Here is a 23,061-nt window from a genome sequence, read left to right on the forward strand (position 1 = left end):
CTGACAGTGAACAACGGAACCACCGCAGGCACCGTCCCGGCACACGCCGGGGCGGTGTCCGGCCCCAACGCAGTGTTCGCCGCCATCGACATCGGAGCGTCCTCCGGCCGTGTCATGCTGGGCCGTGTCTCACCTGAAGCCGGGGTGTCCCTCGAGACGATCCACCGCTTCCCCAACGGCGTCATAGAGCTCGACGGCGGCCTCCACTGGGATTTCGACGCCCTGTTCGCGGAGGTACTCAGGGGCCTGGCGGCTGCCGCTGCGGTGGCGCGTGGGAACGGCGAGCGCATCGTGAGCATCGGCATCGACACGTGGGCGGTGGACTACGGCTTGGTGAACGACGCCGGCGACCTCACTTCGGTGCCGTTCAGCTACCGGGACGAGCGCAGCCGGGCCACCGTGCAGCGGGTGCACTCAACAATTTCTCCCGAAACGCTGTACGCCACCACGGGCCTGCAGTTCCTGCAGTTCAACACCCTGTACCAGCTCGCAGCGGAGCCGAACCTTGACGGTGTGCAGGCCCTGCTGATTCCGGACCTGATCGCTTTCCTGCTGACAGGTGAGCGCCGGACGGAAGCCACCAACGCTTCCACCACCGGCCTGTTCGATGCCGTGGGCGGCGAGTGGGCCACCGAGTTCCTGGAGGCTTTGGGGCTGCCCCGGAACATCTTCCCTGAGCTCATCCAGCCGGGGGAAACCGTGGGCACACTGTTGCCCGGAATCCTGGAGCAGACGGGGCTCCCAGCGGACACCACAGTTGTCGCCGTGGGTTCGCACGACACCGCCTCGGCCGTGGCAGCGGTCCCAGCTGAGCATGAAGACTTTGCCTACATCTCCTCGGGGACTTGGTCCCTCGTAGGCGTGGAACTGGACAAACCCGTCCTCACAGAATCCAGCCGCCAAGCAAACTTCACCAACGAACGCGGCGTGGACGGCTCCATCCGGTACCTCCGCAACGTGGGTGGTCTGTGGCTCCTCAGTGAATGCCAGCGTTCGTGGGCAGCGGAAGGCTACACCCAGGCACTCCCGGCGCTGCTGGACTCGGCGGCCGCACTTCCGGCCGGCGGTCCGCAGATCAATGCCGATGATCCTGCGTTTACTGCCCCGGACAACATGCCGGACCGTATCCGCGCAGCCGTGCGCAACACCGGCGCGGTGCTCCCGGACCGGCCTGCCGCCGTCGTGCGGTGCATCATGGACAGCCTCGCCGCCGGGTACGCCCGAACGCTGGCCGACGCCGAGCGCCTTACGGGCCGCAGCACCAGCGTGGTGCACATTGTGGGCGGGGGTTCGCAAAACCGGCTCCTGTGCCAACTGACCGCGGACGCCACGGGAAAGCCCGTGATTGCAGGACCCGTTGAGGCGACCGCTCAGGGCAATGTCCTGGTCCAAGCGCGCGCTGCCGGAGTGGTGGCCGGCGGGCTGGCCGGGCTGCGGCAGTTGGTGGTGGCAGGCACGAGCCTGGAACGCTACGAACCGGCTGAACGTCTGGTACGTCACAGCGCCGGATGAGGGTGCCGCGCTAAACTGATCGCATTATGATCCGCACAATGTTCAAGTCCAAGATCCACCGCGCAACGGTGACCCACGCCGACCTCCACTACGTCGGTTCGGTCACTGTCGACCTGGACCTCCTGGACGCGGCCGACATCCTCCCCGGCGAACTCGTCTCCATTGTGGACGTCACCAACGGCGCCAGGCTGGAGACGTACACGATTGCCGGCGAGCGCGGTTCCGGCGTAATCGGCATCAATGGCGCGGCGGCCCACATGGTCCATGTTGGCGACACCGTCATCCTGATCACCTACGCCGAAATGACCACGGAGGAAGCCAGGACTTACGAGCCCCGGGTGGTCCACGTGGGCAAGGACAACACGATCCTGCAGCTCGGCAACGACCCCGCTGAGGGGCACACTCCCGGGCTGATGCGCCCGCCGCACGCCCTGAGCAACGCGGCGCACCTCAGCTAAGGTTCCACAACAACGCTCCATAAGGTCGCCTGTTCTTCAACAGCTCCAGTGTCCGCATGACGGAACTCTCGCGAGAAAACGCTTACTCGCGGCGAGGCATTGGCTAGGCTGTTGTTCGTGATCCAACGATTCCCCTTCGGCGCAGCCTCGTGATCGGCGTACTGCAGGGGTTCTTCGTAGTGTGGGCCATCATCCTGGTGGGCATGTTTGTTGGACGGCGCAACATCCTGGGCGAAAACGCCCGGTCGGTCCTGAGTTCACTGACGTTCTTCGTGGCAAGTCCTGCCCTGCTGTTCGAAACCTTGAGCAAGGCCAAGCTCCATGACGTCTTTGCCGCCCCGCTCCTGGTCACCGCCGTGGGTGCCGTCCTCACCGGTTTGTTGTTCTTCCTGATCGTAAAGTTCTGGCTCAAACGGGCCATGCCCGAAGCACTGATGTCCTCCATGAGCGCATCGCTGGCCAACTCCGCCAACCTGGGCATCCCCATCGCCGTGTTTGTCCTGGGCGATGCGAGCTACGTGGCGCCGTTGTTGATCTTCCAACTGGCGTTCTTTACTCCGATGTACTTGATGGCCCTGGACGCCAGTACCAGTTCGCATCGCACCACTCCCCTGCGCTTCCTGCTGATGATCGTGAGGAACCCCATGATCGTGGGCTCGGCGCTCGGCCTGCTGGTGGCCGGGACCGGATTCCAAGTGCCGACGCTGATCCTGGAGCCCATCCACCTGATCGGCGGAGCAGCGATTCCGGCCATGCTGATGGCGTTCGGCATGAGCCTCAATGGCTCCAAACCCCTGCAGAAGGACGCCGGGCGGAGACTGGACACCTTGTTGGCCAGTGGCTTCAAACTGATTGTGCACCCGTTGATCGCGTACCTGTTCGCCCGCTTCGCCCTGGGGATGGACGGGCACGCGCTGTTCGCTGTAGTGGTGACATCCGCACTGCCCACGGCCCAGAATGTATTTGTCGCGGCCAACCGCTACCAGGCCGGTATCACCGTAGCCAAGGACACCGTCCTCATCACCACCATCGTGGCCGTGCCGGCCATGATCGCCGTGGCCCTGCTGCTCACCTAACCGCACCAGCACCAACACCCAACTGAGCAGCAATTGATCGCGTTGTCAGCACTCAAAACGCGCTCTGCTGCGACCTACTTGGGTTACTCCACGTCCGCGCTGGCCAGATAGTGGTCAAGGAGCTGCGCACAGCGAATAAAGCCCAGGTGCGAGTACGCTTGGGGATGGTTGCCCAAGTGTGTTTCGGTGCCGGGATCGTACTCTTCGGGCAGCAGGCCCGTGGGGCCAAACAGCGCCACCAATTGGTTGAACAACTCCAGCGCATCGTCCAGGCGTCCCACTGCCAGATACGCCTCGATCAGCCAGGTAGTGCAGATGTGGAAGCCGCCCTCCAAACCCGGCAAGCCGTCGTCGTACCTGTAACGGAAAACGGTGGGCCCCACGCGAAGTTCGCGTTCAACGGCAGTCACGGTATCCAGGAAACGCTGGTCTTGGGCGTCCAGCAGGCCGGACAGTCCGATGTGCAGGACGGCGGCATCGAGGTCCGGACTGTCGTAGGCCACGGTGTAGGAAGCGGCGGATTCATCCCACCCTTCGTGCAGGACTTCCGTGCGGATGGTGTCCGCGGTAGGTGACCAGTCCGCATGAGGAACCCGGCCATGCAAAGCGGCAGCCCGGCGCGCCCGATCCAGCGTCATCCAGCACATGACCTTGGTGTACACGTGGTGCCGCGGAGGCCGGCGGGCTTCCCAAATCCCGTGGTCCGGCTCGTGCCAGCGGGCCAGCACGGCATGCGCCATCTGCTCCATGAGGAACCAGTGCTGGTCCGGGAGGAATCCGCGCCGCTCGGCAAGATCGTGGATCAGCTCGGCGATGGGCCCGAACACGTCCAATTGCACCTGGTGGTCCGCGGCGTTGCCGATCCGCACCGGCCGCGATCCCGCATACCCGGGAAGGCTCTCCACAATGGCCTCCGTGGACAGCGGCGCGCCCGTCACCGAATAGAGGGGGTGCAGCCATTCCGGTCCCGGCGCGTTCTCCAGAATCCGGCCCAGCCACCCCAGGAAACCGTCGGCTTCTTCCGTGGATCCCAACGACACCAACGAGTTCACCGTCATGGACCCGTCCCGCAGCCAGCAATACCGGTAATCCCAGTTACGCGTGCCGCCGATGCCTTCAGGCCGGGACGTGGTGGGCGCGGCGAGGACGGCACCGGTGGGCTCGTGGACCAGCGACTTCAGCACCAGCGCGGAGCGCCGCACCAGCGAGGTCTTGATGGTGGGCACCTGCAGCGCCTTGACCCACTCACGTGCTGCCAGCCCGACGGCGGCACGCCGGTGAGGTTCGCCCGCCGGGTCTGCGGGTGGCGGCTCAGTGTCACCGCAGCGCATATTCAGCACTACGGGACCATCACCCAATGCGACCTCTGCCGTTGCCGTGGCGTACTTGGCGTCGCTGGTGATGGTGAAAACAACGCCCGGCGCCGAGAGGATGATGGGATCCGATGTCCCGATGATGTGGACCTCATCGCCGCGGATCTCCATGTTGAACGGCGCATTGGCGTAGTCAGGCCTTGGCGCGAACACTACACGCGCGTTACCCGTCCCGGACAGGACACGGACCAGGCTGGTGATGCCCTCGGGTGCGGGCTCCAGATAGTCAGTCACCGTGACATCGGCCCAGCGGGTTTCCACGATCATGGTGTTTTCCACGTAACGCTGCGCCAGTACCGGCGATGGCTTTACGGGCTCAATGCTGAAGTGGCCGGCGGGATCACCGCCCAGGATGTGGGCAAAAAGGGAGCCGGAATCCGGCAGGGGGTGGCTCATCCAACAGACCTTTGCATCCGGGGTGAGCAGCGCTGTGGAGCTTCCGTTGCCGATCATCGAATGCCGTTCCAGGCCTACCGCGTCTTCGCCAAAGAGCCACGCCCGGCGCAGTTCGAACAACAAAGCCAGCACGTGTGCAAAGGCTTCCGGGTCCGGAATGGTGTGTCCCGCCGTCGTATCCCCCGGTCCGACGTGCAGGCCAAGGTCCGGTCCACGCAGGGTGGCGAGCGCCTTTTCATCGCTCTCGGCGTCACCTGCGTACAGAGCGGCGCTGACGCCAAGCCTCGCACGGAGCTGTTCCAGGGCTTGGCCCTTGGCCGGTTCTTCGACGGTCAGGTCAAGCACCGTTCCGTCAATGATGAAGTAGAGCCCGAACTCGATGGCGATCTTCTGCGAAGCGAAGACCACCCTGTCCACCACTTCGGGTGTCGCCGGCCGGGTGTGCACCGCGACACCCACCGGCTTGCGGACAACGCTGATGCCCTTTTCGAAACCGACGGCTTCCGTCAGCGCGGTGGCCACCTGCTGAAGCAACTGTTCCGTGGCGAGGGAGAGCGTGTAGGCATAGCCCATGTCGAACTCCACCCCGTGCGACCCCACTAGGTGGACCTCCGCCGGCAGCCTGGACACTGCGGCCAGATCCCTGAGGGACCGGCCGGAAATGATGGCCGTGTGGGTGTTCGGCAGCGCAGCCAGCGCGCGGAGCGCCACGGCTGCGCTGTCCAGGGGCAAGGTCTCCGTGGATACGCCCTCCGCCGAGCAGAGGGTGCCGCCGTAGTTGCAGGCCACCAGCAAACCAGGAACCCGGGCAAGGACCCTCAGCTCCGCGAATAACTGCGGGCTGATGCCGTTCTCCGCGTCGGATTGGAGCACAGTCCGGAGCAGGCCAAGCGGGAGCGATTTCATCAGCAGCGCGGAATCGGCAACTGATTGATTCAAGTGCGTGGGCATGGCAGATCCTTCCGGGGCGGATACCTACAGTGTCTGCCCGGACGGTTTCGCTTGACTACCTAGTAGATTGCAAACGCGTAAAGCTTTTCCTTGGATTTATGCGGGAACCAGGCCCGCGACCTCGGCCACCAGTTCCACGGACCGCAAGCGCTCTTCGGTGCCGACGCTCTGGTGCGCCACGATCAGCTCGTCGGCATCAGCGAACGCCGCAAACTCGTCCAGGTAATCGCGCACCACGTCCTTGGTTCCTACCGCTGAGAACTTCATCATCTGGGCGATGTGCTGGCCCTGCGGGGAGTCGAGCACCATGTCCGCTTCGTCGTCCGTGAACTCGCGGCCACCACCAAAGAACAATGAAACGCGGGCACGCTTCACAGCAAGGTGGATGGCCTGGGCCTCGGCGTTGGAATCCGCTGCAGTAGCGTTGACGCCCGCGATGACATGGGGCTCCGACAACTGCTCTGAGGGCGTGAACTCGCGCCGGTAGAGGGCAACTGCATCCTGCAGGGCAGCCGGCGCAAAGTGTGAAGCAAACGCATAGGGAAGGCCCAACTGAGCGGCCAACTGGGCGCCGAACAGCGATGATCCCAGGATGTAGAGTGGCACGTTGGTGCCCTTGCCCGGCGTCGCTTCGACACCTTGGATACGGGTGGGTCCGGTGAGGTAGCCCTGAAGTTCCAGGACGTCCTGCGGGAACCTGTCAGAGGATGTGTGGTCGCGGCGCAGTGCCCGCATGGTGTTCTGGTCGCTGCCCGGTGCGCGGCCCAGTCCGAGGTCGATCCGCCCCGGGTGCAGCGTCTCCAGCGTGCCGAACTGCTCTGCGATGGTCAGCGGTGAATGGTTGGGCAGCATGACGCCGCCCGCTCCCAGGCGAATGGTGTTGGTGTGGGCGGCGACGTGGGCGATCAAAACGCTCGTGGCCGAGGAAGCGATCGCGGACATGTTGTGGTGCTCGGCATACCAGACCCGCCGGTAGCCCAGCTCTTCGGCCTTCTGCGCCATGGCCACGCTGCCCGCGAGGCTTTCCGCCACCGTCTGGCCCTTGCCGATGGTTGCCAGGTCGAGGATGGAAAGAGGAACAGTCACGGGAAGGCCTTTCGGTACGTTGGCGGTGCCTGCTTTGGTTGCCTGGCACTTAAGCGACAACGACGGCGGCACCCGGCTTATTTCTGTGAGTTGCGTCGCGCGCTGGTTTCCACCCGCTGTCGGGAGGCTTTTGTGACCCTGTTCGACGCCCGATTAACCGCCGTGAACCCCTGTATCCCAGCGTTTCAGAGCACTTTGACCTGTATCAGCGGGCTGCCGGATAGTTGCAGCCACAAGTACGCATCAGACTTCCCAAAGAGGGCATACCAAGGAGAACCAATGGCACGTTTTGCAGCCAAGACCGGCGTCACCGCGGCGCTGGCCGCCACCGCTTTGCTCGGGCTCGCGGCCTGCTCGGACCCGGGTGCGACGGCGGCGACAGGGGCGTCCGCTCCGGCGTCGAACGCCTCCTCAAGCACCAAGGAGTTCAACCTGACCCCGCAGCAGGACCGCATCAAGGTGACGGTGGACTCCGCCGCGGCTGCCTTGGTTCCGGACGCCATCAAGGCCGACGGCAAGCTGACCGTGGTGACCACCGGTGGCACTCCCCCGTTGAGCACCTTCGCCTCAGACAACAAAACCCTGATCGGCAGTGAAGTGGACATCGCTTATGCCGTGGGCGAGAGTTTGGGGCTGCAGGTTGAGGTTCTGCCGGTAGCGTGGGCTGACTGGCCGCTGGGCGTCGAGTCAGGCAAGTACGAGGCTGTGCTTTCCAACGTGACCGTCACCGAGGCCCGCAAGGAGAAGTTCGACTTTGCCACCTACCGCAACGACCTCCTGGGCTTCTATGCCAAGTCCGACGCCGACATCTCTCCCATCAAGGAACCCAAGGACGTAGCCGGCAAGCGCATCATCGTCGGCTCGGGCACCAACCAGGAAGCCATCCTGGTCCGCTGGGATGAGGAGAACAAGAAGAACGGCTTGAAGCCCGTTGAGTTCCAGTATTACGACGACGACTCCGCCTCCCAGCTCGCCCTCCAGTCAGGCCGTGCGGACCTCACGTTCGGACCCAACGCTTCGGCAGCTTACAAGGCAGCCAAGGATGGCAAGACCAAGGAAGTGGGCACCCTCGAAGGTGGTTGGCCGCTGAAGGCCGAAATCGCCTTCACTACCCAGAAGGGCAACGGCTTGGCCGTGGCTGCCCAGGCCGCGCTTAACACCCTCATCAAGGACGGCAACTACGGCAAGATCCTGGACCGCTGGGGTCTCTCTTCGGAGGCCATTCCCGCGTCCGAACTGAACCCGGCAGGCCTGCCCAAAAAGTAGGAACCGCTATGGCAGGGCAGACCTGCCGACGCCGAATCCCCGCCGGACATCACCGGCGGGGATTCTTTGCGCCTCTGACCCAAGTAGGTGACAGCACATGTCGCAATGACCGCTCAGTGGAGCGTTTGCTGTGACCCAGTTGGGTGCCGTTAGAAGTGGGCGGGGTCCGTGTTGGCGCCGCACAGGATCACTGCCACGGTTTCCCCCGCCCGAGGGGTGTAGGCGCCGGACAGCAACGCAGCGTAGGCTGCGGCAGCGCCGTGTTCCACCACTATTCTGTGCTTCTCCCAAAGCGCACGACGCGCCTGGATGATGTCCTCGTCCGTGACCAGGACGCTCTCGACACCCGTGCGGCGGGCAACTTCAAAGCCGATCCCACCAATCCGCCGGGCTCCCAAGGAGTCCGCGGCGATCCCGGAGACAGCCACATCCACGGGCTCGCCCTTGGCCAACGCCGTGTGCAAAGTTGGAACAGTTTCAGGTTCGACCCCCACAACGTGCGCCCTGCCCTCTGCCGCGGCCGCAATGCCGCCCATCAATCCCCCGCCGCCAACAGCAACGAGGATGGTGTCGACGTCGGGCAGTTCATCCAGCAGTTCAAGCCCCACTCCACCGGCGCCGGCCACGATCTCCGGCTGGTCGTAGGCGTGGCAGTAGACCGCACCCTTCTCCTCGGCAAAGCGCACGGCAGCCGCATAGGCTTCGGCGTACTCAGCCCCGCCCTGGACCACGGTGGCGCCAATGGCATAGAGCTTGTGGACTTTGTTCGCCGGCGCGGACTCCGGGACGAACACCGTTGCCGGGACTCCGAGTTTGGCTGCCGCGTACGCGTTGGCCAGGCCTGCGTTGCCACCGGACGCCACCACGACGCCGGCTGTCGGGTCCAGCTCGCCGTTCTCCTTCGCTGTGAGGAGCCGGTTGAAGGCACCCCGTGCTTTGAACGAGCCCGTGTGCTGCATGTATTCGCATTTGAACCACAGGTGGTACGGTTCCTGGTCGCCGCTCTCGGCGAGGGGCGTGTGGCGGACCCAGCCCGCTGTCCGTGAGTACGCTGCTTCTACTTCTTCGCGTGTGACCATCGTGGCTGCACCTTTCCGTCCGTTTCATCCTATGGTTTGCGCGGGTGGGCTGGGTCCGGCGGAATAGGCTTGTTCCATGCCTGCCGATTTTGCCCTCCGTCCTGCCGTTGCCTCGGATGCTGCCTGGATAGCGGAACTGCGCGCTGTGGTGATGCGCCCGGACCTTGAACGCTTGGACCGTTTCGATCCCGTCCGTGTGCGCGAGCGGTTCCTGAACGGTTTCCAGCCGGAGTACACCTACATCATCCATACCGACGGCGTGGATGCCGGTGTCATTGCCGTTCGTCCGGAGCCCGACGCGCGGTGGATCGAGCACTTCTATGTTGCTCCCACCCATCAAGGCAGGGGCCTGGGCGGTGCCGTGCTGCGTCACGTCATGGCTGCCTCCGTTGACGAACGCCCGTTCCGTTTGAACGTGCTTCAGGGCAGCGCCGCCCGCCACTTGTATGAGCGGCATGGTTTCATGCTGGAATCCGAGGACCCGATCGACGTCTTCATGGTGTCCCCGACCCCCACGCCTCCTGACCGCCGGCCGCCCATGCGGTAGCCTCAGCACAAACGTCAATGCAGGCTTCCGGGGGGGAACATCATGGGGAACGTTCGAGCACGCACCACACGGCTTTCAACGCTTTCAGCGATAGCTTTGGCAGCTGGACTTTTGGTCGCGGGGGCACCGCCTGCCACTGCGGACAACCAACCGACGCCAATCATCGACGGCGCCCCGTACGTGGGTGCCGAGCTGCGCCGACAGTACGACTACAGCTATTGGGGCTGCAGGAATCCGGACGGTGGGGGCGACGCCATTACTTTGGAGTGGTTGCGCGACGGCGAGACGCTTCCGGAGGAACGGCAAGGGGAAACCTTGCGGATCCTCCCAGAGGACCAAGGAAGCCGCATTTCGATGCGGGTACATCCCTTGACACCCGGGAACCAAGGCTGCCCCACCGGCACGCAACTGAGCGCGGAATCCCTGCCCGTGAAAGCCTCCAGCCGGGCCATGGGGTGGACCGGCAGGGGCAACTTTGAGCCCCTCGCCCGGACCAACGACGGCAGGCTCATCCTTTACCCACGGACCTACACGTACTACAAAGGCATGTGCGAGGGCCCTTGCCCTGCGTATTGGGGTTCATGGGACGAACCCCGGCAGGTAGGGCAAGGATGGAACGTCTTTGACATCGTCTTCTCCCCCGGCGATTTCGACGGCGACGGCTTCAACGACCTCCTCGGCCGGGACGCCGCAGGCAAACTCTTCCTCTACCCCGGCGATGGTGAGGGCGGTTGGCTCGATCGCGAGCAGGTAGGCCAGGGCTGGAACGTCTTCAATGCCATCGTGGGCCCGGGCGACTTCAATGGCGACGGCACCAACGATGTGCTGGCACGCGATGCAGCAGGTGGCCTTTTCCTTTACCCCGGCGATGGAAACGGCGGCTGGCTCAACCCTGAGCAGGTGGGGTGGGGCTGGCAGGTCATGAACAAGATCATCACCGGTGGCGATATGAACGCCGATGGTGCCGTGGACATTTTCGGTCGCGACCAGTATGGCCAGCTGCACCAGTACCCCTCCGACGGCCATGGCGGCTGGGAGGAACCTGCGCAGGTTGGCGTCGGGTGGGAGTCGTTCTCCCAAGTGGCCGGACTCGGCAGTTCCGGCCACTCGAAATACAACGAGCTCTCTGCCGTAGACGCCAACGGCAACCTTCTCAGTTACCTTACCGGTGCATCAAGCACAGGGCTGTATGGCCCGTATGGTCCCATCGGCCAGGGTTGGAACGTCTTCAAGGAACTGCTCTAAAGCGGCTGCCCCAACACCGTCAACTGCAGGCTGACGGTCCCGCGCGAACCATCGACGACGGCGGCATCCGGCCCGCCGCCGTCGGGCGCTCTGCCGTGCTGGTCCGGCGTGAAACCAAACCAGCGCCGGCAGAGCTGCAACAGTCGGCCCATGCTCATCGGACCCGCGCCGGTTCTTCCGAGCGCACCGGCGTCTCCAACCCAAGGTTTTCGCGAAGTGTGGTGCCTCGGTATTCCGTGGGGTAGACGCCGCGTTCCTGGAGTTCGGGCACCAGATGGTTCACGATGTCATCCAGGCCGGTGGGGACCAGCCACGGCGAGATGTTGAAGCCGTCCACGGCACCAACCCGGGCGTATTCCGCCAGGTGGTCCGCCACTGCGGTGTAGGAGCCGGTGAAAGTGGCGTCGACGCGTGCCGTCTTCGACGTGACGAACTGGCGGATGGAGAGGCCCTTGTCCTTGGCCTCGGCCCTCCACTGATCAGCGAGCTGCCGGGCCTTGGCGCCGTGGAATCCGCTGCCGCGGGTCTCCGAGGTTTCTTCCACCACGGGATCGATCTCCGGAAGGGGCCCATCGGGGTCGTACGAGGAGAGCTCGCGGCCCCAGAACTGCTCCAGGTAGGCAATGGCTTGCTGCGGGCCGATCTGGAGGCTGCGGACCCAGTCCTTCTTGTCCTGGGCCTCCTGGTCAGTGGCAGCGAGGATAAATTCGCTGGCCGGCATGATCTGGACGGCGTTGGCCCCACGCCCGGCGGCAACCGAGCGGGCAACAATGTCGCGGCGGAATTCCACGGCGTTGTCGAACTTCGGATGTGCGGAGAAGATCACGTCGGCCTGGCGGGCCGCGAAGTCGCGCCCTTCAGGTGAGTCCCCGGCCTGGAAGAGGACAGGGCGGTACTGGGCGCTTCGGGGCAACAACGGGGTGACGTCCACGGTGTAGTGCTGGCCTTCGTGAAGGACCCTCCGCGCTGGACCGCTCGGCGTTTCCCACGAATCCCAAATCCTCTTGGCGGTCTCAACAAAGGCTTCTGCGTGCCGGTAGCGGTCGGCGTGGTCCAGGTATCCACCGCGGCGGAAGTTCGCACCGGTCCAGGCGTTGTCCGTGGTGACGATGTTCCACGCAGCGCGGCCACCGGAGATGAGGTCCAGGGAGGACAAACGGTGCGCGAGGTCCGCGGGATCGTTGTACGTGGCGTTCTGGGTGGCCACCAAACCGATGTTCGTGGTTACTGCAGCAAGCGCGGCCAGCATGGTCTGCGCGTCCGGACGGCCCACCACATCCAGTGCGTGCGGGCGGCCCAAGTGCTCGCGAAGTCGCAGCCCTTCGCCCAGGAAGAAAGCAGCGAACTTGCCGCGCTCTGCGGTCTGGACGAGCCGGCGGAACGACTCGAAGTCCGTCTGCGAACCGGATTCCGGGGCCTTCCAAATGGTGCCGGAATTGACGCCCTGGAAGAAGATACCGAACTGGATCTGGCCGCTCGGCTGGAAAATGTCGCGTGTCATGGTGTTCCTTTACTTTCCTGCGCCGGTAGCGGTGGTTGCGAAACGGTTCTCCGCCGGCCCCAGGCCCAGCAGGTCCCGGAACGTGCCGTCCTGGATGGGCGCCCGCAGGGAACCGCGGCGACGAAGTTCCGGAAGGACTGCCCGTGAAAGTTCATCCAGCTCCACGTCCAGGACGGCAGGGTGGAGACGGACGCCGTCGGATTCCTGGAGGAGCGAGTCGAGAAGATCGGTGAGAGCCGCGGCAGAGCCGATAAACCGCGCCCGTCCGGTTTCCTCAGCGGACCCGGAGCGCGAAACCGCAGCTTCGCCGCGCGCGTCCAGGACGACCTCGAGCTCGACGACAATCGCCACGGACGCACCCAGGCGGGCCCGCACGTCGCGAACCTCCCCAGCGAGCAGCTCCGGAGTAGGGGCAGAGACGAGCACAGCATCAACGGCATCAGCAGGCACCAAGCCATCGCCCACCAGCGATGCCGCGGCCAGCACCGGCAGCTGGCCCTGCAGCGGCCTCGGAATGATGGAGGGACCCTTCACGGAATAGCCCGGACCCGGGAAATCGGAGGGTGTTTCAAAGTCCACATAGTGAAGCTTGTCCACATCGATGTAGCGGCCGGTGGCGACGTCCCGGATCACGGCGTCGTCCTCCCAGGAGTCCCACAGTCGGCGGCCTACCTCGATGGACGCTGCGGCCTCGTGTGCCAGCGCGGCGCCTTCCACCGACGAACGTCCGACGGCGGCAGCGGCCTCGGGCGACTCAGCGGCTGTGACAATCCACCCGGCACGGCCGCCGGACACGTAGTCCAGGCTCGCGAGCTGCGTGGAGATATGGAAGGGCTCCGTGTAGACGGTGTCCACCTCAGGGACCACGGCAATGTTCCGGGTGACGGGACCGGCGAACGCGGCACGCTGCAGGGCGTTGGCGCGGCCGGGAACCCGTTCGTCCGTGAAGGTTGCCGCGTGGAAGCCGGCGGACTCGGCGGCGAGGACGGCGGTTGCAAGGTTCTCATAGCCGGCGCCATCGAGTTCAATGGCCAGGAATCCGGCCTTCTTTTCTTCGGAGGAGCTCACTTCTGGTCCTGACGTTCGTAGGGGATCTTTTCGCCGGCTTCAATGGCCACCGGAAGCCGGTTCTCGGCAGGCGGCAGCGGGCAGGTTGCGAGGTCGGTGTAGGCGCACGGCAGGTTCACGGCTCGATTGAAGTCGAGCTGCACAGAGCCATCAGCTGCGGGAACCACGGAGAGCGAGCGGTTGGCCGCGTACGTGGTCTTGCCGGAGGTCTGGTCTGTGAACAGCACGGACAGTGAGCCGGGTGCGTGGCCGTTGAACGCGGTCAGTGCAAGTTCTTTACCGGCCAGCTTGAAGCGGATCTCACCCGGTGCTTCATAAACATGCTGGATACCCTCGACGGCGGCACCCACCGTGGTGGGGCGCGGAGCATCGAAGGGAACAAAGGTACCTGCCACGGCAAATGCGGCATTGGGGGTGCATGTAGGTGTTCCCTGGTACTCCTGCAACAGCTGATTCTGCGGATTTCGAGGCCGAACGATGTACTCGCCGCCACGTTTGGCCACCTCGATCACGGTGTCGCCGGAGACCAGGTTGATCCCGCCGCGTTCCTCGATGGGGCCCAGCTCCAGCGTTTTGCCCGAGCCGGTGTTCAATTCCACCCCATCCTGCTGCAGGCTTTCGCCCGGCTCCAGGACCACACGTACGACGTCGGCGTCCACACTCCACGTGCCCGGCGCACCTTCCAACCGGGTCGCTTCGCTGCCGAGCCAGTGCAGGTGGGTCACTGCGAGGAAGCCGTGCGGGTGGGCACGGTGACGCTCATGGGCCTCGTGCCACTCCTGCCATTCCTCGTCGAAGGCTTCGAGTGCTGTTTCAGTGTGCGTAGACATGTGCGGTATCACTCCTGTTGAAGGCATGGTCTGCTGTCACGGTGGCTGCGGCGTCCGGTTCGGTGGCCCCGGCAAATTCGGGTCGGCCCGCAAAGGGATCCCCGGTTTCCCACAGCGTGCTGGGTGCGGAAGCGCGAACGGCTGGGATAACTTCGAGGGCGAAGCGTTCCAGAATCTCCAGCTGCTGGTCGAACGGCAGCGTAGTAGGCAAGGAGATTGACTGAAGATCGTGGTTGTACAGCGAGTGGTAGCTGAGGATCTTGTCGATGACCTGCTCCGGACTGCCAACCAGTGCCGGTCCCTCGGCCACGGCGTGCTGGATATCCCGGAACGGTGAGTTGTTGCCGGGGACGTTACGGCTGGCAGTAAGTCCTTCATAGACCGGTCCGTACTGGCGGATGGCTTCCTGTGTGGTGTCCGCGATGAACACTCCTCCGGCGCCGCTGCCCGAGCCGAGGTACTGGTGCCGTGGATCGTGCCCGTGGCGCTCGTACTCTTCGCGGTAGTGGTCGATCAGGACTTTGTAGTTCTCCCGTGGCTGGATGGCGTTGGCCGTGAACAGCGGGTCGCCCCACTTGGCGGCGAGCGCAGCGGACGTCAGGGTTGTAGCCGAGCCGTGCCAAATCCGGGGCGACCCCGCAAAGGGGCGGGGCGTCGTCGTGGTTGGTTCGGTGAGCGCGGGCCTGAAGCGACCCGACCACGTGACACTTTCCTTGCGCCAGAGCGTGCGCAGCAGCGCGTATTTCTCGGCGAGCAGGTCCCATTGGTCATCCAATGACAGGCCAAAGAGCGGATACTGCAGGACTTCGTTGCCTTTGCCGATCACGAGCTCCAGGCGGCCTCGGCTCAGTTGGTCGATGGTGGCGTAGTCCTCCGCCACCCGTACCGGGTCCAGGACGGAGAGCACGGTGACGCCGGTCTGCAGGCGGATGCGGCTGGTGACGGCGGCAATCGCGGCGAGAACCGTCGTCGGGGACGACGAGACGAACTCGCCGGCGTGACGCTCCCCCACGGAGAAGCTGTCAAAACCGAGATCCTCGGCCCGGCGGGCCGTTTCCACCACTTGGTTCAGCCGGTCGGCGGTGGAGACGATCTCTCCGGTCACCGGGTTCTTCAGGTGCGGAATGATGTCAAGGACCTGGAACTTCATTTGGTGGTCCCGGCCGGGGTCCCAAACGTCGCTTCGGTGACGGTCTTGGACTCCGGCAGGGCTTCCTCGGAGAGGCCCCAGCGTTCCAGGACCTCGCCGTAGGAGCCGTCCTTGATGGTGGAGTTCAGTGCGTCGGTGATGGCCGGAGCCAATCCGTTGCCTTTGAGCGTCGTGGCGGCTACCAGCGTTTCGGCCGGCCATCCGGCGTTGACCTTGCCCACTACCTTGAGGTCGTCGCGGGTGTTTTCGCGGTACGTGACGGACGGGAACGGTGCCAGGTTCAAGTCCGTGCGGCCCGAAGAGAGCGCCAGAATGGTGTCGGCATCCGAAGAGTAGTACTGCAGGGTGGCCGGCGCCTTGCCCTTGTCCTCGAGTTCCTTGTTCCAGGCCAGCAGGATCTTCTCCTGGTTGGTGCCGGAGCCCACGGAGATCTTCAGCCCGGAGATGTCGTCTGAACCCTTGATGTCGTATGTGGAGCTCTTCTTCGCTTCGAAGCCCATGTACGCGGCGCGGTAGGTGGAGAAGTCGAACAGCTTCACGCGGGCTGCGTTGATGCCCACGTTGGAGAATACGGCTTCGAAGTCACCGGACTGTGTCTTGAGCGGCCAGTTCTCCCACGACGTCACTTGAAGGTCCAGCTCCAAGCCGAGCTTGTCGGCCACCAGCTGGGCGATGTCCACCTCCACACCGATCGGCGTCTTGTCATCCGTGGCGTGGAAGGACAGCGGAATGGAACCAGCGGTGGTAGCCACGGTCAGCTTGCCGTCCTTGGCGATCGTTGCCGGGACGGCCGCTGCGGCAGCTGTGTCCTTCTCGCCGCGGATCCGGTTCTGGTCCACGGAGGTGTTGTAGACAACGCCGTTCTTGGCAGCTTCGGACTCCGGCTTGGCTGCCGACGCCCCGGGATCGGAGCACCCGGCCAGCACGGGAAGCACGACGGCGGGAAGTACTGCGAGCGCCAGGAGCTTGCTCTTATTCGTGGCAAAGGTGCGGGTCTTGCGAAGCATGGAGTGTCCTAGATGTTGAAAGCTGGTTCGATGACTTTGGAGAAGAAGCTGCGGGTACGTTCCTCGCGGGGGTTCGCGAAGATATCCTGCGGAGTGCCGGATTCGACGATCTGGCCCTGGTCCATGAACACCACGGTGTCTGCGACGTCCCGGGCAAAGCCCATCTCGTGGGTGACCACAATCAGCGTGGTACCGGACTTGGCGAGTTCGCGGATGACGTCCAGGACTTCGTTGACGAGTTCGGGGTCCAGTGCTGAGGTGGGCTCGTCGAAAAGGAGGATCTTGGGATCAAGCGCCAGCGCCCGCGCAATGGCCACGCGTTGCTGCTGGCCTCCGGACAGCTGGCGCGGGTAGGCGTCTGCACGGTCCTTCAGGCCCACCCGATCCAGGAGCTCCAATCCTCGCTTCCGGGCTTCGGCCTTGGAACGCTTCTGGGCCACGATGGGCGCCTCGATAACGTTCTCCAGGGCAGTGAGGTGCGGGAACAGGTTGAAGCTCTGGAACACCATGCCAATGTGGGTTCGCTGCTTGAGAATGTCCTTCTCGCGCAGTTCGTGGAGTTTGTTGCCGCGGACTTCGTAGCCCACCAGTTCGCCATCGATGGTGATGTAGCCGCCGTCGACTTTTTCCAGGTGGTTGATGGTGCGCAGCAGGGTGGACTTGCCCGAGCCCGACGGCCCCACGATCACCGCGACGCCGCCCGGTGGGACGGACAAGGAAACACCCTTGAGCACCTCTGTGGCGCCGAAGGACTTCCGGACGTTGGTGATGTCCACCTGACCGCGGGTGGCGGCCTTGGCTGCGCCGGCCGGAGCTTTTCCGGCCGGGACTGTGCCGGCCGAATCGCGGGCCGGAGCTTCAGCGTCAGGCTGTGCCGCCGTCGTCGTGTTTTCCTTGCGTGAAGCAATGATGCTCATCGGGCGTCCTTGGTGGGAGAGACAGCAACGTGTGTGGTGAAAAACTTGCGGGCCTTCTGCAACGGGGTGAGCGGCAGGGTCCGCAGTGCGCCCTTGGAGAAGTGGCGTTCGATGTAGTACTGGAAGATGCTCAGCACAGAGGTGATCACCACGTACCAGAGCGTCGCCACCAGGAGCAGTGGCAGCACCTGCTGGGTCCGGTTGTAGATGACCTGGACCGTGTAGAACAGCTCCGAGTACGCCAGGACGTAAACGATCGAGGTGCCCTTGACCAGGCCGATGATCTCGTTGAACGCGTTGGGCAGGATGGCCCGCATCGCCTGGGGAAGCACGATCCTGGTGGAACGCTTCCACGCCGGGATGCCCAAGGCCGAGGCGGCTTCAAGCTGGCCTTGGTCCACGGAGAGAATGCCGCCGCGGATGATTTCGGCGGAGTAGGCCGCCTGGTTCAAGGTGAGGCCGAGGACCGCTGCGGCGAACTGGCTGATGAGCGTGGTGGTCTGGGCTTCAAAGAAGCGGACGTCCGTGAACGGGATGCCCAGGCTGATCTTCTCGTACAGGTACCCCAGGTTGTACCAAAGGAGGAGCTGGACCAGCAGCGGCGTGGAGCGGAAGATCCAGGAGAACGTCCAGGACACCGAGACCAGCAGCGGCGAAGCCGACAGGCGCATGAGGGCCAGGATGAAACCGAGGACAAAGCCAAGGACACCGGAGATGGCCGTGAGTTTGAGGGTCTCGATGAGCCCGTTGACTACCGACTGGGCGGTGAACCACTCGGCCACCACGCCCCACTCCCAGCGGGGGTTGGTGAGCAGCGAATACGCAATGGCGGCCACACCGGCAGCCACCAGTACAGTGCCCACCCATCGCCAGGGATGCCGGGCAGGGACCAGCTTGTACTCGGAGTAGTCCGGGGTGGGCGGTGCAGTGTCCGCCGTGGCAGGCGGTGCGATTGCACTCATGCGCCACCTCATTTCAGATCGGTTGTTGTCTATCGGATGGCTGCCAATCTATGGGCGCGCGAAACCCCGCAGCAAGGCGGGAATTTGCACTTCTTCACTGGACTTCGCGCGGCTTCGCAGGGGTTCGTACAACGTCATAATCGATGTCATCAGGCGCCATATGCGTCCCTTCTTTGCGCGCCTTAACGTGACGTGACGCGTGGTGAACGGCCGTGACCACCGCCTCGACCAGCGGCCCGGTTCGTCCCTAGATTGGGCATCACCACACCACTGCTCTTCAGGAGATCCCATGCCGTCACGAGTTCCAGCCATCGCCTTCATTGGCGGCGGCCCGCGCACCGCCGGCGTCCTGGAACGACTTGCCGCCAACCGTCCTGCGCTGTTCCTCGGTCCCCTGCACATCCACGTCATCGAACCCCATGAACCCGGTTCCGGGAGGATCTGGCGCTATGACCAGGATCCCGGGCTGCTGCTGAACTCCACGGCTGCGGACGTCACCATGTTCACGGACGCCTCGGTAGCCTGCGACGGCCCGTCGGTGGAGGGGCCGGGATTGTCCACGTGGGCGTCGGGCGTGCTGGACGGCAGCATCCGGGATGTTCCTTCGCTGGAGCCGCACCTGCTCGAACAGCTTCGCTCGCTGACTCCGGGGTCGTTTCCCACCCGTCAACTTCAGAGCAAGTACCTTGAATGGTTCTTCGGCCGGGCCGTCAGCGCTTTGGGCTCCGACGCGACGGTCACCGTGCATCGGGACACGGCCACCGCCGTCGAGCGTTCGGTTGCGGACGGCGCCTCCGCTGGGTCTCACGGCGGGCTCGACGACGGTCCTTACCGCGTGCGGCTGGCTTCCGGTGCGGAGGTGCTTGCCGACGTCGTGGTGTATGCGCTGGGGCACACAGATTCCGTTCCCGACCCCGAGTCCGCCCGCCTCAGCGAGTTCGCTGCCCGGCACGGCGGGTTCCATGCGCCGCCGTCGTACACCACGGACGTGGACTACTCCGCGATTGAACCCGGCCAGGACGTGATCGTTTCCGGGATGGGCCTGGCGTTCGTGGACCTGCTGGTGTTGTTGTTCGAGGGACGTGGTGGCCGCTTCGAAGAAACGCCCGACGGCCACCTGGACTACGTAGCCTCCGGCGCCGAACCGCGGGTCTGGGCGGGGTCCCGGCGCGGTGTACCTTTCCACTCCAAGATCTCCTCCACGATGCGCGGCGAGCCAATCGCCCGCCCGCGATACTTCACCGCAGAGGCCATTGATGCGCTCCTCGCCGAGCATCAGGAACTCGATTTCCGCAAGCACCTGTGGCCGCTGATCGCCAAGGACGCCGGGTACGCCTACTACCGCGAGCTCTTCACCGGCTACCCGGAGCGGGTACTGGGGACGTGGACCAGTTTTGAGTCACGTTTCGAGGCCCTCGATTGGTACAGCGCTGCCCGCGAAGAACTGGTCAACTTCTCCGTGCCGGATCCGGCGCTGCGCCTGGACCTCGAGAAGCTGGACCATCCCCTGAGCGGATGCGCGTTCGCCGACCATGACTCAGTGCAACGCTCGGTGGCCGCGTATATCCAGCGCGACCTTGATCTCCGCACCAGCCCTGACCATTCCGAGACCCTGGCCCTTTTCACCGCCTTGCTGTTTGTCTACATGGACCTCGGCCGCCTGGTCCCGCAGGAACGGCTCAATGCCCGCTCCCAGCAGGCCATTCACGGGTGGTGGCACGGCTTCTTCAGCTTCGTCGACTCCGGTCCGCCCTCCCACCGCCTCCGCGAGATGCTGGCACTTCACCGGGCCGGGTTCCTGAAGTTCCTGGGTCCGGGCATGTGGGTCCGTGCCGACGATTCCATGGGCAGGTTCGTTGCCGGCTCGTTCCAATCGCCCGTTGTGGTGGACGCCGCCGCGTACATTGAGGCGCGACTGCCTGCCGCTTCGGTGGAACGTTCCGCCAACCCCGCGTTGTTTGACCTGCACGACGCCGGATGGGGCACCGAACAACGGCTCCTCACCTCCGACGGTGCCCACTCCACAGGAAAGCTGCTGGTCTCCGGGAATCACGAGGTCCTGTCCCCTGTTGGTACTCCTCAGAGGGGTTTGTTCGCGGTGGGCCCGTGGACGTCCGGGTGGGGTGCCGGGGCTTTTGCACGGCCCAACACCAACGCAGCACCCTTCCGGGAGAACGACGCCCTGGCGCGGAGGATCCTGTCCACTGTTGCTGCCGCCCGCCCAACTGAGTCGCAGTTAACGCCGTTATGAGCCCTCAAAACGGCATTAACTGCTACCTACTTGGATTCCACCTACGAAAGGCCTGACATGACAACAACGCCAACCCTGCCGACGTCGGGCCTGACCGTCCTCAGCCTGCCCATGCGCGATCCCCGCGTTCGCCCCCTCCTGGACGAGCTCGCCGTCGAATACAACACCCGCTATGGCGACCTGTTCAGCAGCGAAGGGGCCGCGGAGGAACTGAACCGGTACCCTGCCGAAGAGTTCGCTGCCCCGCACGGCGCGTTGATCATCATCCAGGAGAATGGCGAGTCAGTGGCCGGCGGCGCGTTCCGGCGCTATGACGACCACACTGCCGAACTCAAGCGGATCTGGACGCACTCGGCCCACCGACGTCGCGGCTTGGCACGCCTGGTCCTGACGGAACTGGAAAATGAGGCGCGACGACGCGGCTACCGGAAGCTCTACCTCACCACCGGCCCGCGCCAGCCGGAGGCGAAAAACCTCTACCTTGCCACGGGCTACAAGGCGCTGTTCGACCTCGCCGCAGACCCCGAGGACATCAAGCATTTGGCGTTCAGCAAGGATCTTGCCGTGCACAGCTAAGCTATGCGCATGGCCAAGAAACCCACTGCAACAACTGCCGAGAAACTCGCCACCATCCAGCAGGGGTACACCCTGGAAGGTGCCACCATCGAGCTGGGCGCCGCGATCGTGGACGGTGAGATCCACAAAGAGGCCCAGGTCCGGCTCCCGCTCGCCATGATGAACCGGCACGGACTGGTGGCCGGCGCCACGGGCACCGGCAAGACGGTCACGCTGCACATGATGGCCGAACAACTGTGTACGGCGGGTGTCCCGGTTTTCCTCGCGGACATCAAGGGTGATCTTTCAGGACTGGCCACGCCCGCCACCGGCAGTGAGAAGCTGACCGCACGCACCTCGGCGCTGGGGCAGGAGTGGTCTGCGAAGAATTTTCCCGTTGAGTTCCTCTCGCTCGGTGGGGATGGCCACGGTATTCCCGTCCGTGCCACCATCACCTCGTTCGGGCCAATCCTGCTCTCGCGCATCATGGATTTGAACGACACGCAGGAATCCAGCCTCCAACTGATTTTCCACTTCGCGGACAAGAACAACCTGGAGCTGATCGACCTCAAGGACCTCCGTGCGGTCATCCAGTTCCTGACCTCGGACGAGGGCAAGACCGAACTGGCAAACCTTGGCGGGCTTTCCAAAGCCACAGCCGGCGTGATCCTCCGCGAACTGGTCACCCTTGAGGCCCAGGGGATGGAGAAGTTCTTCGGCGAGCCCGAGTTCGATACCGCCGAACTGCTCCGCACAGCGCCGGATGGCCGGGGCGTGATCAGCTGCCTTGAATTGCCAACGCTGCAGACCAAGCCCCTGTTGTTCTCCACGTTCCTCATGTGGCTCCTGGCTGATCTTTTCGAGGACCTCCCCGAAGCCGGCGACCTGGACAAGCCCAAGCTCGTCTTCTTCCTGGACGAAGCCCATCTGCTGTTCAACGGCGCCTCCAAGGCCTTCCTCGACGCCATCACCACCACCGTCCGGCTCATCCGCTCCAAAGGGGTGGGCATCTTCTTCGTCACGCAGACACCCAAGGATGTTCCTGCTGACGTCCTGGGCCAGCTCGCCAACCGCATCCAGCACGCCTTGCGCGCCTTCACCCCCGAGGATGCCAAAGCGTTGAAGGCCACCGTCTCCACGTTCCCCGTCAGTGACTACGACCTCGAAGAAACGCTCACGTCCGCGGGCATCGGCGAGGCCGTTATCACCGTCATGAATGAGAAGGGTGCGCCCACACCGGTTGCGTTGACACGGCTCCGCGCCCCGGAGTCCGTCATGGGTCCCAGCGCGGACGACCTCATCAAGAGCACCGTGGCAGGGTCCTCCTTGTTGGTGAAGTACGGCACCGCCGTGGACAACCTCTCCGCGTACGAGAAGTTGAATGGCCAGGCCGCCGTATCCACCGGCGATGCTGCTCCGGGACTGCCACCGGTGCCTTCCGCATCATCCGGGGGTTCCGCGGTTTCCCAGTCCGACATCGACGCCGAAGCGCGCCGGATCGAGGAAGAGATCCTCGGCCGCCCCAGCTCGCGGTCCTCATCACCTGAGCCCTACCCGGTTCCCGCGCCTGCTCCAGTTCCGCAGCAGGCTCCGGCCCAGCAGGATGGCATGTTCGGAGACATCGCCGGCGCCCTCGGTGGTGCGCTGGGCGGCGGGCTGAAAAGCATGGTCCGGTCCATGGGCACGCAGCTGGGCCGTGACCTCATGCGCGGCGTCTTCGGCACCTCCTCACGGCGCCGCCGCTAGTCCCGCCTGACGGGCACCAGTACGACGCCGGGTGGCAACAACGCTTGTTGCCGCCCGCCGTCGAGCCTTCTCCAATCGGTGGACA

At 64.4% G+C, this 23,061-nt stretch carries 20 protein-coding genes; 9 read left to right on the forward strand and 11 right to left on the reverse strand.

What is annotated here, in order from left to right; all coding sequences use genetic code 11:
- Window positions 1-6 precede the first annotated feature (6 nt).
- The 3 genes from QEH68_RS18860 (at window position 7) to QEH68_RS18870 (ending at window position 3,046) form a co-directional block, all read left to right on the forward strand.
- A complete protein-coding gene (locus tag QEH68_RS18860) occupies window positions 7-1,512 on the forward strand; it encodes a rhamnulokinase family protein (protein WP_280624095.1) in 1,506 nt (501 codons plus the stop codon).
- 26 nt (window positions 1,513-1,538) lie between these two features.
- The gene (gene panD, locus QEH68_RS18865) at window positions 1,539-1,970 is read left to right on the forward strand and encodes an aspartate 1-decarboxylase (RefSeq protein WP_207595209.1); all 432 of its coding nucleotides are present in this window, start codon (window positions 1,539-1,541) and stop codon (window positions 1,968-1,970) included.
- Between the two features lie 149 nt (window positions 1,971-2,119).
- Window positions 2,120-3,046: an AEC family transporter gene (locus tag QEH68_RS18870; RefSeq protein WP_280624098.1), complete on the forward strand. Its 927-nt coding sequence runs from the start codon at window positions 2,120-2,122 to the stop codon at window positions 3,044-3,046.
- An 83-nt stretch (window positions 3,047-3,129) separates the two neighbouring features.
- On the opposite strand, the gene QEH68_RS18875 is transcribed toward QEH68_RS18870, so the two are convergent.
- Together QEH68_RS18875 and QEH68_RS18880 are read right to left on the reverse strand one after the other, a co-directional pair.
- Complete coding sequence (locus tag QEH68_RS18875; RefSeq protein WP_280624101.1) at window positions 3,130-5,766, reverse strand: trehalase-like domain-containing protein; 2,637 nt, start codon at window positions 5,764-5,766, stop codon at window positions 3,130-3,132.
- 96 nt (window positions 5,767-5,862) lie between these two features.
- On the reverse strand, window positions 5,863-6,852 hold the full coding sequence (locus QEH68_RS18880) for an LLM class flavin-dependent oxidoreductase (RefSeq protein WP_207595212.1): 990 nt from the start codon (window positions 6,850-6,852) through the stop codon (window positions 5,863-5,865).
- A gap of 279 nt (window positions 6,853-7,131) precedes the next feature.
- On the opposite strand from QEH68_RS18880, the gene QEH68_RS18885 reads away from it, so the two are divergent.
- Window positions 7,132-8,118, forward strand: a complete 987-nt coding sequence (locus QEH68_RS18885; RefSeq protein ID WP_280624104.1) for an ABC transporter substrate-binding protein — start codon at window positions 7,132-7,134, stop codon at window positions 8,116-8,118.
- Window positions 8,119-8,267: 149 nt separating this feature from the next.
- Here QEH68_RS18885 and QEH68_RS18890 read toward each other — a convergent pair whose 3' ends face one another.
- Window positions 8,268-9,197 carry a threonine/serine dehydratase gene (locus QEH68_RS18890; RefSeq protein WP_280624106.1) on the reverse strand — a complete coding sequence of 310 codons (930 nt, stop codon included), beginning with the start codon at window positions 9,195-9,197 and terminating at the stop codon, window positions 8,268-8,270.
- Between the two features lie 76 nt (window positions 9,198-9,273).
- Between QEH68_RS18890 and QEH68_RS18895 the strand changes: the two genes are divergently transcribed.
- A complete protein-coding gene (locus tag QEH68_RS18895; protein WP_280624108.1) occupies window positions 9,274-9,744 on the forward strand; it encodes a GNAT family N-acetyltransferase in 471 nt (156 codons plus the stop codon).
- Window positions 9,745-9,786: 42 nt separating this feature from the next.
- Window positions 9,787-10,989: a VCBS repeat-containing protein gene (locus QEH68_RS18900; protein ID WP_280624110.1), complete on the forward strand. Its 1,203-nt coding sequence runs from the start codon at window positions 9,787-9,789 to the stop codon at window positions 10,987-10,989.
- Here the strand turns inward: QEH68_RS18900 and QEH68_RS18905 are convergent.
- The 8 genes from QEH68_RS18905 to QEH68_RS18940 are packed head-to-tail and all read right to left on the reverse strand — an operon-like array spanning window position 10,986 to window position 18,424.
- On the reverse strand, window positions 10,986-11,141 hold the full coding sequence (locus tag QEH68_RS18905) for a hypothetical protein (protein ID WP_280624112.1): 156 nt from the start codon (window positions 11,139-11,141) through the stop codon (window positions 10,986-10,988). The genes QEH68_RS18900 and QEH68_RS18905 overlap by 4 nt on opposite strands.
- Window positions 11,142-11,143: 2 nt before the next feature.
- Window positions 11,144-12,490, reverse strand: coding sequence for an NtaA/DmoA family FMN-dependent monooxygenase (locus QEH68_RS18910; protein WP_207595218.1), 1,347 nt, complete (start codon window positions 12,488-12,490; stop codon window positions 11,144-11,146).
- Between the two features lie 9 nt (window positions 12,491-12,499).
- Complete coding sequence (locus tag QEH68_RS18915) at window positions 12,500-13,558, reverse strand: LLM class flavin-dependent oxidoreductase (RefSeq protein WP_280624115.1); 1,059 nt, start codon at window positions 13,556-13,558, stop codon at window positions 12,500-12,502.
- The gene (locus QEH68_RS18920; RefSeq protein WP_280624117.1) at window positions 13,555-14,388 is read right to left on the reverse strand and encodes a DUF1684 domain-containing protein; all 834 of its coding nucleotides are present in this window, start codon (window positions 14,386-14,388) and stop codon (window positions 13,555-13,557) included. Before QEH68_RS18920 ends, QEH68_RS18915 begins: the two co-directional genes overlap by 4 nt.
- Window positions 14,372-15,538 (reverse strand): LLM class flavin-dependent oxidoreductase, encoded by a 1,167-nt coding sequence (locus QEH68_RS18925; RefSeq protein WP_280624119.1) that lies wholly within the window; start codon window positions 15,536-15,538, stop codon window positions 14,372-14,374. Before QEH68_RS18925 ends, QEH68_RS18920 begins: the two co-directional genes overlap by 17 nt.
- Window positions 15,535-16,545: an ABC transporter substrate-binding protein gene (locus QEH68_RS18930; protein ID WP_280624122.1), complete on the reverse strand. Its 1,011-nt coding sequence runs from the start codon at window positions 16,543-16,545 to the stop codon at window positions 15,535-15,537. The genes QEH68_RS18925 and QEH68_RS18930 overlap by 4 nt, the downstream gene beginning before the upstream one ends.
- Before the next feature lie 8 nt (window positions 16,546-16,553).
- Complete coding sequence (locus tag QEH68_RS18935) at window positions 16,554-17,462, reverse strand: amino acid ABC transporter ATP-binding protein (RefSeq protein WP_242703421.1); 909 nt, start codon at window positions 17,460-17,462, stop codon at window positions 16,554-16,556.
- The gene (locus tag QEH68_RS18940; RefSeq protein ID WP_280624124.1) at window positions 17,459-18,424 is read right to left on the reverse strand and encodes an amino acid ABC transporter permease; all 966 of its coding nucleotides are present in this window, start codon (window positions 18,422-18,424) and stop codon (window positions 17,459-17,461) included. The genes QEH68_RS18935 and QEH68_RS18940 overlap by 4 nt, the downstream gene beginning before the upstream one ends.
- Window positions 18,425-18,713: 289 nt before the next feature.
- Here QEH68_RS18940 and QEH68_RS18945 point away from each other — a divergent pair, with 289 nt between their 5' ends.
- From QEH68_RS18945 to QEH68_RS18955, 3 genes are read left to right on the forward strand one after another with little or no spacing between them, the layout of a single operon-like run.
- Window positions 18,714-20,675, forward strand: coding sequence for an FAD/NAD(P)-binding protein (locus QEH68_RS18945; protein ID WP_280624126.1), 1,962 nt, complete (start codon window positions 18,714-18,716; stop codon window positions 20,673-20,675).
- A gap of 57 nt (window positions 20,676-20,732) precedes the next feature.
- Window positions 20,733-21,251 carry a GNAT family N-acetyltransferase gene (locus QEH68_RS18950; protein ID WP_207595225.1) on the forward strand — a complete coding sequence of 173 codons (519 nt, stop codon included), beginning with the start codon at window positions 20,733-20,735 and terminating at the stop codon, window positions 21,249-21,251.
- Between the two features lie 3 nt (window positions 21,252-21,254).
- Window positions 21,255-22,976, forward strand: a complete 1,722-nt coding sequence (locus QEH68_RS18955) for a helicase HerA-like domain-containing protein (RefSeq protein WP_280624129.1) — start codon at window positions 21,255-21,257, stop codon at window positions 22,974-22,976.
- Window positions 22,977-23,061: the final 85 nt, after the last annotated feature.

The sequence above is a fragment of the Paenarthrobacter sp. OM7 genome, from assembly GCF_029873575.1.
Lineage (GTDB): Bacteria > Actinomycetota > Actinomycetes > Actinomycetales > Micrococcaceae > Arthrobacter.